Origin of the sequence: Desulfomicrobium orale DSM 12838 (assembly GCF_001553625.1) — a bacterium.
GTDB classification, from domain to species: domain Bacteria; phylum Desulfobacterota; class Desulfovibrionia; order Desulfovibrionales; family Desulfomicrobiaceae; genus Desulfomicrobium; species Desulfomicrobium orale.
The window spans coordinates 748582-762761 of record NZ_CP014230.1; the positions used below are offsets into that span (position 1 = coordinate 748582).

Genomic DNA, 14180 nt, shown 5'->3' on the forward strand with positions numbered 1-14180 from the left:
CCCGCCTACTGCTCGTTGGGATGTTTCCGGCGGCCCCGGCCACTGCTCCGCCTGACGGGCAGGATGAGCACCCGCTTCGTGCTTCCCTCGCCCTTGCTTCTGGTATGCACGTCCCCGTCGTCCTGCAAGGCCATGTGTACCACGCGGCGGTGAAAGGCGCTCAGGGGCCGGGTACTCTGCACCTTGCCGGTTTTTTTAGCTTTTTCGGCAAGGGCCAGGGCCATCTCCGTCAGCCGGGTTTCCTGATCCCGGCGGAAATCTCCGGCATCCAGACGGATGCGGGGGCAGCCGGGACAGGTCCTGGCGGCGATGCGGTTGGCCAGATACTGCAAGGCCGCGATAACCTGACCGTCCTGACTCATGAGCACCTCGGCGTCATCGGCCTCGATGCGCACGGCGACCGGCCGGGCCGTCATATCCACATCCAGCCGCACGCCAGCGCAAAGAGGACGCAGCAGGGCGGGCAGAATCTCCCGCACACATGCCTCCAGCCGCCGGACTTCGTCTTCCGGCATGGGGCCGGGCGCGGCATCCCGGCCGTCATCCTCTTCCGGAGAGTCCGCTTCGGACATTCCAGCCTCTTCCCGAATCCTGCCGGCCGCGTCTGCAGAAGGCTTCTGCGGCGGGGCTTCTTCCATAGGAGCGACTTCAGGGCGGGCCCCCCCGGAATCCGGGCGTTCCGCACGGTTTTCCACGGCCAGGGCCACAGCGGGTCTGCGCCGCCCGGCACGAACCACCGCCTGTCTGGCACCAAAGCCGAAGAACCCCTGCGAGCCGCCGCTGACAATCTCGATCTCCAGACCATCCCGGTCAACGGCGAAAAAGCGGCAGGCATCCGCTATGGCCTGATCGACGCTCTTGGCCCTGAACTCCCTGTGCTCACTCATGAGATATTCCTCGCGGCACGGCCGCAAGCCGCAGCGTCACTTCGCCTTCCTGACCATAAGCCACTGCTGGGCGATGGACAGGACGTTGTTCACCAGCCAGTACAGTACCAGTCCCGAGGGGAAATTGAGGAACAGGAAGGTGAAGACCACGGGCATGAACATCATGATCTTGGCCTGCATGGGATCGCCCATGGGCGGCGAGAGACGCTGCTGCAGGAACATGGTCGCGCCCATGATAAGCGGCGTGATGTAGTACGGGTCCTTGGCCGAAAGGTCGGCCAGCCAGACCATGTCAGTAAAGGGCAGATGCGGGATGAACGCCGCGTGCCGCAGCTCGATGGCCCCCAGAAGGGCCTGATACAAGGCGAAGAATACCGGGATCTGGAGCAGCATGGGCACGCAGCCGCCAGCCGGATTGACCTTGTAGGTCTTGTACAGCTGCATGATTTCCGCGTTCATTTTCTCGCGGTCGTCGGCGTATTTCTCGCGGATCTTGGTCATCATGGGCTGAAGCTTCTTCATCTGCTCCATGGACTTGTAACTCTTCTGGGACAGAGGCCAGAACAGCGCCTTGATGATGATGGTCAGAATGATGATGGCCACGCCGTAATTGCCCACGTATCCATAGAGAAAATTCAGGAACTTGTTCAGCGGCTTGGCGATGATGTCGAAAAATCCGTAATTGATGCTGGCCTTCAGATTCTTGGGCATGCTCTGAAGGTCCCGCTCGGTCTTGGGACCGAAATAATAGGAACAGGTCCGCAGCTGGGTGATGCCCGGATCGAGAAGCAGCTGATCGGCGGCCGTCACCCGGTAGATTCCATCTTCCAGCTTGCCCCGCACGATCATGTCGGCGGAAGTGGGCGCCAGAGCCATCAGGAAATAATTGCTCGCGACCCCGCCCCACTGGACCGGACCGGCCGATTCTAGGCCCAGCTTCAGATCTTTCTGGTCGTCCTCCTCTTCCAGACCGCCCGCCGCCATGTAGACGATCTTGGTCAGATTGTAACGGTCATTCTCAGCGGTCAGACTCGGGCTGGAAACGGAGAACGCCAGGTTGCCCTGAAGCTGGGCTGGCGAGGTGTTGGTCACTTTGACCTCTTCCTTCACCTCGTAGGAGCCGCCGGTGAAAGACAGTTCACGCACAATCCGCACCCCGCCCAGCACGCCCGTGAGCTGTATGCCGCCGCTTTGCCCCTCGGCCAGGACCAGATCGTCTCCCTGAGCGGTCCATTCTCCCTGAGCCCAGGTGGGGGAAGCGTTCCAGATCAGGCCCAGCGGCGCTTTGCGCAGGGACTGTTCCGTGACCAGATCGATATTCGAGGAAAGGGGATCAATGGTTTCCTTATATGCCTTAAGCGTGAAACTCTCCAGAATACCGCCCGACGTGTTGATGACCGCATGATAGAGCGGGGTGTCCACGGAAATTCTGCGGCCCTGCCGGTCAGGAGTAAACTGGACGGTCTGCTGCCCGGCCTCGGGAGCGGACACGGCAGTTCCGGCGGCCTGCGGCGCGGCGGACTGGTTCACTCCTGCTGCGGTCCGGTTTTCCGTGGCCACGGGAGCGACCGGAGGAAAAAAATAATTCCAGGTCAGCAGCACCATCAGGGACAAAGCCACTGCCAGAATGACGCGTCTACTCTCCATGAAAGTCTCTCTTTGCGAAGTTAGGGGAAGGAACCGGGTCGTAACCGCCGGAGCACAGAGGATGGCACCGCATGAGGCGCCGCAGGGTCAGCCCCAGACCCCGGCAGACGCCATGAACCAGCACAGCCTGCCGGGCGTATTCGGAGCACGTCGGAGTGAAGCGGCAGCAGGGAGTGTAAAGCGGAGAGATCAAATATTGGTACAGGGACAGAAAAAACACGCAGATACGGCGCATGGACGCTCCGGCCTAAGACCCGGCAGGGGTCATCCGTTGTAAAAGCGGCGCAAGTTCCGCCGTGATCCGCACAAGGTTCATGGGATCCACACAAATCCCCCGCTTCGCCACGACAACAATGTCCACACCCGAGGGCACATGCTGCTGGTGCAACCGGAAAAACTCCCGCAGCAGCCGTTTGAGCCGGTTTCTGCGCACGGCATTGCCGGCCTTGCGGCTCACGGCCAGACCGACCCGCCATGTCGAGCCGTTGTCTTCCCGATTGCGGACAAACAAAATGAAGTTCCCTGAAAAAAAACGACGGCCCAGATCATAGCAACAGCTGAACTGGGGCCGTCTGGTCAACCTGCGTGAGCGGGGATGCGTCAGACCGCTAATCTTTTTCTCCCTTTGGCCCGTCTGCGGCGCAAAACGGCCTGACCATTCCTGGTCCGGGAGCGCACCAGAAAGCCATGGCTTCTCTTGCGCTTGGTATTGCTCGGCTGGTATGTTCTCTTGCTCATTTCTGTTTCCTCCCAAAAAAGTGAGTCAGGTCGGTAGCGCCAAAAACCGGCCGCGTCAAGACGCCATCTCCCGTGCAGACAAGGCCCGCGAGTCTTTCAACAGCGGATACGGCCTTTCCGCCGGGCGGTGGTCCGGCGGACGCCGAAGCCGACCGTGCCAGCGGAACACATTACAAGGAGCCGTCATGTACTTTTCAACTCCCCAGTGGGACCTGAACCTGCTTTTTCTCATCAACCAGCAGGGACACAGCGAAATCCTCAACCCGGTCATGTTGCTTGTCTCCGACTCTCTTTTTCTCTCTGCCTTCGGCCTTGTCGCATCGATCATAGCCATGTGGCGCTATAAAGTGTCTCTCACTGTTGTACTGGGCCTGGGACTCACCCTGATCGCTTCCAGCCAGATCTGCGATTTCGCCAAAAAGGAAACGTACCGCGTCCGCCCGTATCACAGCATCGGCGGCACATGGTTCCATGACGACGGGACATGGAAGCAACGGCCGGAAAACGTGGCACCCAGATCAGGAGGCTCGTCCTACCCCTCGGGGCACTCGGCCAACGCCGCCGCGGCCGCTCTTTTCCTGTACTTGGCTTTCCGGAAGAAAATCGTCTGGCTGCTGCCCCTTCTGATCGGCTACTCCCGTATCTATCTGGGCAAACACTTTCCTTCGGACGTAGTGGCCGGATGGGCGCTGGGCATGGCCGTGGCCAGCATCCTTGTTCCGCTTTATCCGGCGCTCTGGAGACGGCTCTTTTCTTTATGGATGAGGTACAGATTGCGGGTATAGATGATAAAGCCCGTGGACTGCCCAACCATGAACACTATATCGCGGCGCAGCACAGCATAAATCAGCAGAAACAGACTGCCCAGCAGACTGAAGTACCAGAACGCGATGGGGATCACGCTTTTTTTTTCCTTTTCCGAAACAATCCACTGCCAGAAAAAACGCATGAAAAAAAAGCCTTGCCCCAGAAAACCGATCGCCAGAAGCCACCATTCGGCTGAAAAATTCATGACCGCCCCGTTCGACAAGCCGCGCTTTGCAATCCTCTCAAAAGCGGCCGCTGTTATTTCACATTGGTGGACGCGACAGTGTATCTGAAATGCCGTTTCTGCATCCAGCGCACGGCCAGCAGATCATAGGCCGAGGACCAGGCCCGGTCCCAGATACCGTATTTGGAAGTACCTTTGTAGCGGGGCCGGTGATTGACGCGCATTTCCTCCACCACGGCTCCCTGCATCTTCATCAGTGTGGGCAAAAAACGGTGCATACCCGTGAACATGGGAATATTTCTGGCCATGTCCGCCCGCATCACCTTCAGCGAGCAGCCCGTATCCCGGACGGTTTCCCGGCTGATGACATTACGCACCCAGTTGGCGAATCTGGAGGCGCAGCGTTTGGCAAAGGAATCCTGTCGTTTGGCCCGCCAGCCGATGACCATATCCGGTCCTTGGGCATACGCCCGGAGCATGGCGGGAATGTCCGCGGGATCGTTTTGAAGATCGGCGTCCAGCGTAACCAGCACATCTCCGGAAGCGAAACGGAAGCCCGCCGCAAACGCGGCCGATTGCCCGCAGTTCCGGGCGAAAGAGACGAAGCGCACGCGGGAGTCGGCCTCGGCCAGAGACTGGATGATGCCCAGACTGTCGTCGGAGCTGCCGTCGTCCACCAGCAGGATTTCCCAAGGCTCCTCCACCCCGGCCAGAGCGCGTGCAATCTCCGCATGCAGAGCCTGGAGATTTTCTGACTCGTTATATACCGGAATAATTAAGGAAATCTTTGAGATTCGTGTATTCATAGGAAAATATGCATAGAGTATTTGACAACCCTTGTAAATACGCATAGATTTTAAGCCTCACATGACGCGGGGTGGAGCAGCATGGTAGCTCGTCGGGCTCATAACCCGAAGGCCGTAGGTTCAAATCCTGCCCCCGCTACCAGAACTTGCAGGCGCTTATGGATTCCTAACCATAAGCGCCTTTTCTTTTTCCTGGGGTGTGTGTTTGCAAACTATTTGATTGTAACGCGACGCTTAGTTTTGAATTAAATGACGCTTAGTTTTGAATTTCCCAAACAAGCTTTTTCGCACGCATACTGAGTCCCTTGTGACCGCAATCTGCGTGCGAAAAATATCTTATCAGTAATTCGTAATAAAGACTTCCTTGGCTGGCTTCGCACCTTTGTGTAAGGTAGCGGGATATTTGGCGCGGATTTGCGGGATATTTGGCGCGTTAGATTTGTGCCAAATATCCCGCAAATCCAATCAATATTTACCCGGCCGTCCCAGTTCAATCTCGTTCAAATCTGCCATCAGTAATTCGTGATAAAAACCTCTTTGGCGGAAGTGGCCCCTTTGCCAACAGTATAGGTCAACTGCTGTCCCTCGATATTAAACCCGCCAAAAACCTCCCGAACCTCCGGCAAGTCATTGAGCGTGAGTAAGAAGCGGCCCTTGATCCCGGCCAGAATGTCCCGCAGCCGGACAAAGTCCTCCCGAGAGAACATCTCCTTGCCGTAGTAATCCTCACAGCCCCAGTACGGCGGGTCCACAAAGAAAAATGTGTCCGGGCTATCATATTTTGAGATGACCCGCTCATACGGCAGGCACTCGACGTATGTCCTAGCCAGCCGCAGGTGTGCGGCGGAGAGGTCCTCCTCGATGCGCAACAGGTTGAGTTTGGGCGGCCGGGTAGTAGCCGTCCCAAATATCGGCCGTACAATACGGCCGCCAAAGCAGCACTTCTGGAGATAGAAAAACCGGGCCGCCCGTTGCACATCCGTCAGAGTCTCAGGATCGACCCGCCGCATCCGGTCAAACTCGTCCCGGCTGACCAGCATCCACTTGAAGTAGCGCACAAACTCCTCGATATGATGCTGCACCACACGGTACAGCGTGACCACATCCCGGTTGAGGTCGTTGAGCACCTCGACATCTGACTCCGGACGCTTGAACAGCACCCATGCCGCGCCCGCGAAAACCTCCACATAGCAGCGGTGTGCCGGGATCCGCGCAATAATCCTCGACGCCAGTTGAGACTTGCCACCAATCCAGCCAGACAATGGACTCCGCATCGATATCCTCCGTTGCGGTCTGTCCTGGCCTCTGCTACCTGCCGCCTACCTGCCACGATCCCCAATTGCGGTAGGTTTGGGAGCAGCGGCCAGTCCGTGATCCGGCGGCCCCACGCCGGGTCAGTGGAGGTGCTACATCACCTCTGCCTGCTCTCTTACCATTAATATTAGTCACACCGGAGAATACCGGAACTCCACCCGCCATCGTTGCCAGCTCTCCATCCCATCCCGAACAGCCCACACCTCCAGCACTACTGGGCCGGTGTACTGTGCCGGGCCGATCTGAGCGCTGTCCCCGGCCACGTCGGTCACAATAGCCAGCTGGGCATTATTGTCCTTACGGACCAATCGCAGGCTGTACGTTGTACCCGGCTCGGGACCGATCCCTGCGGCCTCTGCATCAATAACCCGATCGGCCTGCAGCTTGCGGTCCCGGTGTGCCCAGCTCACGGTCAGCTCCCCGGCGGCAGACACCGGCTCCCGCTCACCGCCAATGCGGATCCGGCCCGGCGGGTAGGGCCTGCCCTGGCGGAGCCGGGTGACGAGCGTGTCCACAGGAGCGGCACTCTCCGGGAGCGTGCCCTGGCTGGTCTGGGTCAGCATTCGGGCCTGCACAGCCACACCCGGACCGTAGGCCGAAGGATCCCACGCCGAATTATTGTCAAAGAACCAGATGCGGGCCCCGGCATTGTGCGCGGCGGGCACGGTATCGATGCAGCCACGGCCGATGGTCAGCCGGGCGGCATCGAAATTGATGGCGTCGATGCGCACAATCTCGTCGTCAATAAGCGCCGTTGTGCCCACCTCAACCAGATCCAGATCGGTCACGCCCAGAACATCCACGGTCGTATCGTACTTGCCCAAGGCCGCGCGGATGGTCCCGGACGGGCAAAAAGCATCGCTGTCCCGCTCGGCAAAGGCATTGCCGCCAACCCGTGTAAACAGCAGATATGAGAGGGCCGTCGATGATGGCTTGACGCCCAGTGCGGAGATATACGTCGCGCCGGGATCGAGGGCATCGAGATCACCGGGGCCAAGGTCCTGGGCCAGGTCGCGCCAGGTTGTCTCCATCAGCCTCCTGACCTCGACCGGACGCGGTGTGGTGTCCGCCGGGACCCAGAAGGACGACTGCGGCTCCGAGAGCGCAGCGGCCGGGAGCCCGTAAACATCCTGAACAGCGCTGATGGTGATGGTCGCATCGGTCAGGGAGCCGACCTCGACCCGACCCGCGCGCAGTACAATATTACTGATACCCCGACGCGGGTCAGAGAGCCGAAAGAGCCCGCCCGGCTCGATCCGGTATGCCCGCCGGTCAAGGCGGACCTTGAAGCGCTTGAGCCCAGCCGCACGCTGGGCAAGCTCCCGGACAGCAACACGCCCGGCCAAGTCAGCGGTGGGGATGCCCGGGAAGTCAATCGTCGTGGATGTGACCGCTCCACTTGACTGGATGGCGGCAATACTGCGCTCGCGGCACTGCCGGGCCTCATTGCCCAGCTGATCATACCACTTGATGATGACCTCATTGACAGCCCCGCTGCTCGATGACGAGTCGTCGGCATCGAGGCCCAAAAGGCCCGTATCCGGAGTGAAAAGAGGCAGGGCTGCGGGGTCATAACCACCGCGCAGCAAGGAAAGGTGAATCAGGCCGTCGAAGCGGGAAAGGTACAGATTGCCGGCAATGTGATCCAGAACACCCTGGATAGCCGACAGTCATGGCGTATCCGTCGACTGGCTCAGGACGGGCGAGGGCGAGATGCGCCGGGGCACGACGCCCCACAAGGATGTACACGGGGAGGCAGAGTGGGACGGACAGGAGCGACGCGGAGAGCATGACCGCAGGCGCGGACAGCTACAGACATTCGTATGCGACAACTGTGAACTGGTGATGGTCCCCATGCTGGACGCCGTATTAAGCGGCGGCACTGGCAGCCTGGAGACAGGTGGAGACGTGCTTAAAACCTACGCTTTCCGCTATGACTTCCTAAAACGAAAAGGCAATCCAAAGGAGATGGGTCTTTTCAGGGTGTCGGGTGACAGCATGTCCAACGACATTTTGGACAACGACGTAGTTCTTATTGATAAATCCCAGAATCAACCGGTCCCTGGGAAAATCTTCGCTGTTTCTATTCACGGCCTCACTTACCTAAAACCATTGCTGTCCGGCTAAGGGATAAGAAAAGAGTCCAAAATCTCAGCGATGTGTGGTAAAAGAAATCACCACAACATCTTGCCACACAAGGAGATTCTGGACTTGAGTCACCATAATACACTATTCTCCCAGACGCTATCTCTGATTCCCAGACATGTTTTTCAGAAACTCGAAAGACGGCACAAAACCGGGCGCTCGTCGCGTCAATTCGGTTTCAAGGAGCAGTTCACGGTCATGGCCTTCATCCAGCTTGCCGCAAGACGTTCCATGCGCGATGGCCTGCGCTGCCTTGAGGCTGCGGGAAACCGCCTGTATCACTGGGGACTGAAAAACGTGGCCCGCTCGACCTTTGCTGACGCGAACAATTCTCGCCCCGTAGGCTTTTTCAAGGATCTGTTCGCCGAGATGTACGGCCTGTGCGCCGCAAAAGCCCCGAAGCACAAATTCCGTTTCAAATCCAAATTGTTCAGTCTGGACGCCACCACCATAAAGCTTTGCCTGTCGCTTTTTCCCTGGGCCTCGTTTCGGCAGGCCAAGGGCGGCGTCAAAGTACATACCTTGCTGGATCACGATGGCCATATCCCGGCTTTCGCAACCGTCACCGACGCCAAAACCCATGAAAGCCGCATAGCTCAGGCTATGGAGTTGCCCAGGGGCTCCATCGTGGTCTTTGACAAGGGCTTCATCAGCTATCCCTGGTTTCGGATCCTCGGGGCAAAGGGTGTCTTTTTTGTGACCCGGCTCAAGCGCAACGCCGTTTTCAAACTCCTGGAGCGCCGCCTCGTGAATCGCAAGACCGGCGTTACTTCCGATCACATCATTGAAGTCTCCAGCCGGGGAAAATCCTTACGCTTGCGCCGTATCGGCTATCGTGACCAGGAAACCGGGAAACACTACGAATTTTTGACCAACCATTTCCGGCTTTCGGCGAAAACCATCGCCGACATCTATAAAGACCGCTGGCAAATCGAGCTCTTCTTCAAGGAAATCAAACAAAATTTGCGCATAAAGACCTTCGTCGGCAACTCGGAAAATGCGGTTCTGATCCAGATTTACACGGCCCTGACGGTTTACCTGCTCCTCGCGTACCAGAAATTCCTCAGCCGTCTCGGACTCTCCGTACAGCAACTCTTCCAGCTCATTCAACTCAACCTGCTCGGCGAGGCCTCCTTGGATGAACTCCTGAATCCCAGACGACGAAAATTCGATAATTCATATAACTTCACACTGTTAGATTACATCGCTTAGCCGGACAGCAATGTTCCGCAGGGGATTGTTTTTTCCTTGCCAAAGGAAGTCTCCTTGGCTTAAAAACAACTCTCCCGAATGCGGAGAGGTGGCCGAGTCTGGCTTAAGGCGCACGCCTGGAAAGTGTGTGTACCTTAACGGGTACCGGAGGTTCAAATCCTCTCCTCTCCGCCATTTCTTCTTTATCATCAAGCGAAGCCGGGTGGCGGAAACGCTGCTAACCCCGTCAGGTCCGAAAGGAAGCAGCGGTAACAGTTGTTTCCGGGTACCTGGCTTCCCTGGCAGGAACGAGTTCCTCGTGCCTGCCTTTTTTATTGGCACTAGGCTCAGGCCTCATTAATTGTAAAAATCAGAAAAGTTGGTTAGTTGTGCCCAGGGAGGACGCCATGAGCCAACTTTTCTATCTTTCTGCCGAACAACTGGAGCGTATCAAGCCGTTCTTTCCACTTTCATACTGTATTCCACGCGTCGATGACCTGAAAGTCATAAGCGGCATCATTTATGTCATCAAACATGGCCTGCAATGGAAAGATGCTCCGCGTGAGTATGGCCCGTATAAAACGCTGTACAACCGCTTTTTGCGCTGGAGCCGGATGGGCGTCTTCAACAATATTTTTACCGAATTGGCAAAAACAGCGGGAAAAGATGGACGATTGATGATCGATGCAACCCACCTCAAGGCGCATCGTACCGCCGCAGGCTTGCTCAAAAAGGGGCTCTTTCCCGCTGCATCGGACGCACAAAGGGCGGCCTGAACTCCAAACTCCATGCTGTTTGCGACGGTCACGGCAGGCCTCTGGCCATGAAGCTCACAGAAGGCCAGGTAAGCGACTACAAAGGAGCCACCCTGCTTATGGATGCTTTGCCTGAGGCCAGGGAGCTGCTGGCGGACCGTGGTTACGACGCCGACTGGTTCCGTGACGCCCTGTGCGCCAGAGGCATTACGCCCTGCATCCCGCCCAGAAGGAGCCGGAAGAGACCCTGCCCGTACGATAAAAATCTGTATAAACAGCGGCACAAGATCGAGATCATGTTTGGCAGGATCAAGGACTGGCGCAGAATTGCCATGCGTTATGACCGCTGCGCGCATACCTTCTTTTCAGCTCTGTGCCTCGCGGCTTCCGTCATATTCTATCTCAATTAATGAGGCCTGAGCCTAACGCCTCCGATGGATCAATCCCCGATTTGGCATAGGCGTCAAGAACTTCATCGACAAAATCGTAGGCCGTGTTCTCTTCGGCCATCGCACCGGCAATGGCGCCAGTGGAAACGCCAAGAATACTTGATGTTGAAATGATTGACTCTTTTACTCGTTGATTGGAAATATAACTAAAAGCCTGAGGGCTATAAGCCTCATTCGTCGCACCATTCAGATAGGTAAACGTTGCCATAAAAATATCTCTCCATTATACGGTTGAAGAAATCAGTGTCGTCCATTGCACATACGAATAAACCACTGTGGTTCGATTTGCCGGTATACGCATTCAAAACCCTTCCAATTGCTAGGGAGATGGTTAAGAGAAGGAAGAACTCGCTCTTCAGACTGAATTGTTGAAACTCCTTTCTCGGGATGAAATTGTGACCCTAGAAATCCTTTACCGACAATGTTAATCGGACCAAATAATATTCCATCTTGAATGTACGGCACCTCTGGAAAAAAGTAGTAATCCTTCCAGATTACGCCAAAAAGCAGCGTATTACGGTAGTACTTCCTATAATCTCCTTGATCCGGATGATCGATTCTCGGGGTCGTTGCAGGTTGAATGCGCAACTCTCCATATTTGTGTTTATTTATGATATTTATATGGATGGATCCAGACAGGATATCTCTGTGATGTCGTATTGCCGTTTCAACTGAATATGGGTTTGGAAACCAGCTTCCTCTTGCGTCAATACTGTCAATCCCCGCCCGCTTGAAGAGCTCCAGAGTATCGCCCTCCTTGAACCACAAAGATGAGTCTTTGTCCGGCGATCGGGGGTATTCCCGATAGCGGCGCACCGCCTCAACGAAATCGGCACGATGCGCCTTGAAGTTTTCAATCATCTCTTCATCGCTTGGCAGAGGATTGAAAATCCATAAGGAGTAATAGAACAGTGCACCGATTATCGGAAGCCAGAGCCAGTTTAGATACTTCCAGCGATGACTTTTTTTCGTTTTAAGTTTCATTCGTCGCCCCATTCAGGCAGGTAAACGTTGCCATAAAAATATCTCTCCATTATTACGGTTGAAGAAATCAGTGTCGTCCGGCGATGGGGGTATTCCCGATAGCGGCGCACCGCCTCAATGAAATCGGCACGATGCGCCTTGAAATTTTCAATCATCTCTTCAATCGCTTGGCAGAGGATTAGAAATCCACAAGGAGTAATAAAACAGTGCGGCTTGCCGGCAGACAGAGCAAGTCTAAATACTTAACGATAATATTTTTTCATTCGATGCTATGTGGTAAGCACTTGGTAAAGGTATGTTCATACCTATAGATAAATGCCTCGTCCTCACAAGCGATGATGAATTGCATTTTGTCCTGACATAGATGTCAAGAACTTCATCGACAAAATCATAGACTGTATTATATTTAGTTATTGCGCCTGTAATAGTGCTAATGGGAATATCAATTATTGTATTGTAATGGAATGATTTTGAGAAATGAGTTCATTTAAATCTTATAATTCGAGACCAAAACTGTTATTTATTTCTAAAGATCTTTTTAGAACTTGTATTATAAAATTTTTTCTTTCGCAATTCAATTTTGGCATATCATATCATCGGAACGGATTAAATCATTAACTCCACGTCTATCCGAAACTACAATCTAAATTTTCATGCTACTTTAGCCATAAATTTTATTCCAGCTATTTCCTGATATCACATCATCCCTGACGCCGCCGAATATATGATCGTCATTGCTCGGAAGATATGAAATGTCGTAGAGCGTTTCGATGCTGTCCCCCTGGTCGGAGCCGAAAATATATTTCGGTGCAATGATCCATTCCGAAGACTCTCTCATGTTGTTGACCGTCATCGCCGCGCCTCTGTCTTCATAGTAACCGCCAGTGGAGGCCAGATCTGTGGGCGCCCAGGATTTATCCTCCATGCGGAGCTTGTTCTCCAGATAGAGCATCTTGCTGCGTGCTTGCAGGTACTCGTCCGTTCATTGCTGTCCGGCTAAGCGATGTAATCTAACAGTTTGAAGTTATATGAATTATCGAATTTTCGTCGTCTGGGATTCAGGAGTTCATCCAAGGAGGCCTCGCCGAGCAGGTTGAGTTGAATGAGCTGGAAGAGTTGCTGTACGGAGAGTCCGAGACGGCTGAGGAATTTCTGGTACGCGAGGAGCAGGTAAACCGTCAGGGCCGTGTAAATCTGGATCAGAACCGCATTTTCCGAGTTGCCGACGAAGGTCTTTATGCGCAAATTTTGTTTGATTTCCTTGAAGAAGAGCTCGATTTGCCAGCGGTCTTTATAGATGTCGGCGATGGTTTTCGCCGAAAGCCGGAAATGGTTGGTCAAAAATTCGTAGTGTTTCCCGGTTTCCTGGTCACGATAGCCGATACGGCGCAAGCGTAAGGATTTTCCCCGGCTGGAGACTTCAATGATGTGATCGGAAGTAACGCCGGTCTTGCGATTCACGAGGCGGCGCTCCAGGAGTTTGAAAACGGCGTTGCGCTTGAGCCGGGTCACAAAAAAGACGCCCTTTGCCCCGAGGAGCCGAAACCAGGGATAGCTGGTGAAGCCCTTGTCAAAGACCACGATGGAGCCTTTGGGCAACTCCATAGCCTGAGCTATGCGGCTTTCATGGATTTTGGCGTCGGTGACGGTTGCGAAAGCCGGGATATGGCCATCGTGATCCAGCAAGGTATGTACTTTGACGCCGCCCTTGGCCTGCCGAAACGAGGCCCAGGGAAAAAGCGACAGGCAAAGCTTTATGGTGGTGGCGTCCAGACTGAACAATTTGGATTTGAAACGGAATTTGTGCTTCGGGGCTTTTGCGGCGCACAGGCCGTACATCTCGGCGAACAGATCCTTGAAAAAGCCTACGGGGCGAGAATTGTTCGCGTCAGCAAAGGTCGAGCGGGCCACGTTTTTCAGTCCCCAGTGATACAGGCGGTTTCCCGCAGCCTCAAGGCAGCGCAGGCCATCGCGCATGGAACGTCTTGCGGCAAGCTGGATGAAGGCCATGACCGTGAACTGCTCCTTGAAACCGAATTGACGCGACGAGCGCCCGGTTTTGTGCCGTCTTTCGAGTTTCTGAAAAACATGTCTGGGAATCAGAGATAGCGTCTGGGAGAATAGTGTATTATGGTGACTCAAGTCCAGAATCTCCTTGTGTGGCAAGATGTTGTGGTGATTTCTTTTACCACACATCGCTGAGATTTTGGACTCTTTTCTTATCCCTTAGCCGGACAGCAATGTTTTTTCATGATTATTGCCGGCTTTTCATT

The 14180-nt window shown here is 55.0% G+C and carries 18 protein-coding genes, 2 tRNA genes, 1 other RNA gene and 1 pseudogene; 7 read left to right on the forward strand and 15 right to left on the reverse strand.

Features of this window, described 5'->3' with window-relative positions; all coding sequences use genetic code 11:
• Positions 1-5: 5 nt before the first annotated feature.
• From AXF15_RS03305 to rpmH, 5 genes are read right to left on the reverse strand one after another with little or no spacing between them, the layout of a single operon-like run.
• Complete coding sequence (locus AXF15_RS03305; RefSeq protein ID WP_066603299.1) at positions 6-887, reverse strand: Jag family protein; 882 nt, start codon at positions 885-887, stop codon at positions 6-8.
• Positions 888-923: 36 nt separating this feature from the next.
• Positions 924-2534, reverse strand: coding sequence for a membrane protein insertase YidC (yidC, locus tag AXF15_RS03310; RefSeq protein WP_066603305.1), 1611 nt, complete (start codon positions 2532-2534; stop codon positions 924-926).
• Complete coding sequence (gene yidD / locus AXF15_RS03315) at positions 2524-2769, reverse strand: membrane protein insertion efficiency factor YidD (RefSeq protein WP_066603306.1); 246 nt, start codon at positions 2767-2769, stop codon at positions 2524-2526. The genes yidC and yidD overlap by 11 nt, the downstream gene beginning before the upstream one ends.
• Positions 2770-2781: 12 nt before the next feature.
• On the reverse strand, positions 2782-3147 hold the full coding sequence (gene rnpA, locus AXF15_RS03320; RefSeq protein WP_066608619.1) for a ribonuclease P protein component: 366 nt from the start codon (positions 3145-3147) through the stop codon (positions 2782-2784).
• The gene (gene rpmH, locus AXF15_RS13365; RefSeq protein WP_083517834.1) at positions 3135-3272 is read right to left on the reverse strand and encodes a 50S ribosomal protein L34; all 138 of its coding nucleotides are present in this window, start codon (positions 3270-3272) and stop codon (positions 3135-3137) included. Before rpmH ends, rnpA begins: the two co-directional genes overlap by 13 nt.
• A 185-nt stretch (positions 3273-3457) precedes the next feature.
• Here rpmH and AXF15_RS03325 point away from each other — a divergent pair, with 185 nt between their 5' ends.
• Positions 3458-4057, forward strand: coding sequence for a phosphatase PAP2 family protein (locus AXF15_RS03325; RefSeq protein WP_066603312.1), 600 nt, complete (start codon positions 3458-3460; stop codon positions 4055-4057).
• Here AXF15_RS03325 and AXF15_RS03330 read toward each other — a convergent pair.
• Together AXF15_RS03330 and AXF15_RS03335 are read right to left on the reverse strand one after the other, a co-directional pair.
• Complete coding sequence (locus AXF15_RS03330) at positions 3997-4284, reverse strand: lipid-A-disaccharide synthase N-terminal domain-containing protein (RefSeq protein WP_066603318.1); 288 nt, start codon at positions 4282-4284, stop codon at positions 3997-3999. The genes AXF15_RS03325 and AXF15_RS03330 overlap by 61 nt on opposite strands.
• Before the next feature lie 53 nt (positions 4285-4337).
• Positions 4338-5069 carry a glycosyltransferase family 2 protein gene (locus AXF15_RS03335; RefSeq protein ID WP_066603324.1) on the reverse strand — a complete coding sequence of 244 codons (732 nt, stop codon included), beginning with the start codon at positions 5067-5069 and terminating at the stop codon, positions 4338-4340.
• A gap of 65 nt (positions 5070-5134) precedes the next feature.
• Here AXF15_RS03335 and AXF15_RS03340 point away from each other — a divergent pair.
• A tRNA-Met gene (locus AXF15_RS03340) sits at positions 5135-5211 on the forward strand.
• 370 nt (positions 5212-5581) lie between these two features.
• Here the strand turns inward: AXF15_RS03340 and AXF15_RS03345 are convergent.
• The 3 genes and pseudogenes from AXF15_RS03345 to AXF15_RS14820 all read right to left on the reverse strand — a co-directional run.
• On the reverse strand, positions 5582-6343 hold the full coding sequence (locus AXF15_RS03345; RefSeq protein ID WP_066603326.1) for a DNA adenine methylase: 762 nt from the start codon (positions 6341-6343) through the stop codon (positions 5582-5584).
• Between the two features lie 171 nt (positions 6344-6514).
• Complete coding sequence (locus tag AXF15_RS14485; protein ID WP_236884819.1) at positions 6515-7414, reverse strand: hypothetical protein; 900 nt, start codon at positions 7412-7414, stop codon at positions 6515-6517.
• Between the two features lie 153 nt (positions 7415-7567).
• Positions 7568-7972: pseudogene (locus AXF15_RS14820) on the reverse strand (phage tail protein); the annotation flags it as partial.
• Positions 7973-8237: 265 nt separating this feature from the next.
• On the opposite strand from AXF15_RS14820, the gene AXF15_RS03355 reads away from it, so the two are divergent.
• The 5 genes from AXF15_RS03355 to AXF15_RS13370 all read left to right on the forward strand — a co-directional run bounded on the left by AXF15_RS03355 (position 8238) and on the right by AXF15_RS13370 (position 10884).
• Positions 8238-8510 carry a S24 family peptidase gene (locus tag AXF15_RS03355; protein ID WP_236884820.1) on the forward strand — a complete coding sequence of 91 codons (273 nt, stop codon included), beginning with the start codon at positions 8238-8240 and terminating at the stop codon, positions 8508-8510.
• Between the two features lie 30 nt (positions 8511-8540).
• Entirely contained in the window at positions 8541-9740 is a 1200-nt protein-coding gene (locus tag AXF15_RS03360; protein ID WP_236884767.1) for an IS4 family transposase, read from the forward strand.
• Positions 9741-9822: 82 nt separating this feature from the next.
• Positions 9823-9914: transfer RNA gene (locus AXF15_RS03365), tRNA-Ser, on the forward strand.
• A 15-nt stretch (positions 9915-9929) separates the two neighbouring features.
• Positions 9930-10025, forward strand: an RNA gene (gene ffs, locus AXF15_RS03370) — signal recognition particle sRNA small type.
• 101 nt (positions 10026-10126) lie between these two features.
• Positions 10127-10884 (forward strand): IS5 family transposase gene (locus AXF15_RS13370; protein ID WP_236884821.1). Its coding sequence is split into 2 segments (ribosomal slippage): positions 10127-10460 and positions 10460-10884, totalling 759 coding nucleotides; the frame shifts between segments, so codons are not numbered across the junction.
• Here the strand turns inward: AXF15_RS13370 and AXF15_RS03385 are convergent.
• The 5 genes from AXF15_RS03385 to AXF15_RS03400 all read right to left on the reverse strand — a co-directional run bounded on the left by AXF15_RS03385 (position 10877) and on the right by AXF15_RS03400 (position 14103).
• On the reverse strand, positions 10877-11131 hold the full coding sequence (locus tag AXF15_RS03385) for a hypothetical protein (protein WP_066603337.1): 255 nt from the start codon (positions 11129-11131) through the stop codon (positions 10877-10879). The genes AXF15_RS13370 and AXF15_RS03385 overlap by 8 nt on opposite strands.
• A 32-nt stretch (positions 11132-11163) precedes the next feature.
• Positions 11164-11907, reverse strand: a complete 744-nt coding sequence (locus AXF15_RS03390) for a hypothetical protein (protein WP_151192271.1) — start codon at positions 11905-11907, stop codon at positions 11164-11166.
• On the reverse strand, positions 11904-12062 hold the full coding sequence (locus AXF15_RS14170) for a hypothetical protein (RefSeq protein ID WP_154666843.1): 159 nt from the start codon (positions 12060-12062) through the stop codon (positions 11904-11906). The genes AXF15_RS03390 and AXF15_RS14170 overlap by 4 nt, the downstream gene beginning before the upstream one ends.
• A gap of 506 nt (positions 12063-12568) precedes the next feature.
• Positions 12569-12859 (reverse strand): hypothetical protein, encoded by a 291-nt coding sequence (locus AXF15_RS03395; protein ID WP_066603341.1) that lies wholly within the window; start codon positions 12857-12859, stop codon positions 12569-12571.
• Positions 12860-12903: 44 nt separating this feature from the next.
• Positions 12904-14103, reverse strand: coding sequence for an IS4 family transposase (locus AXF15_RS03400; RefSeq protein WP_236884822.1), 1200 nt, complete (start codon positions 14101-14103; stop codon positions 12904-12906).
• Positions 14104-14180 lie beyond the last annotated feature (77 nt).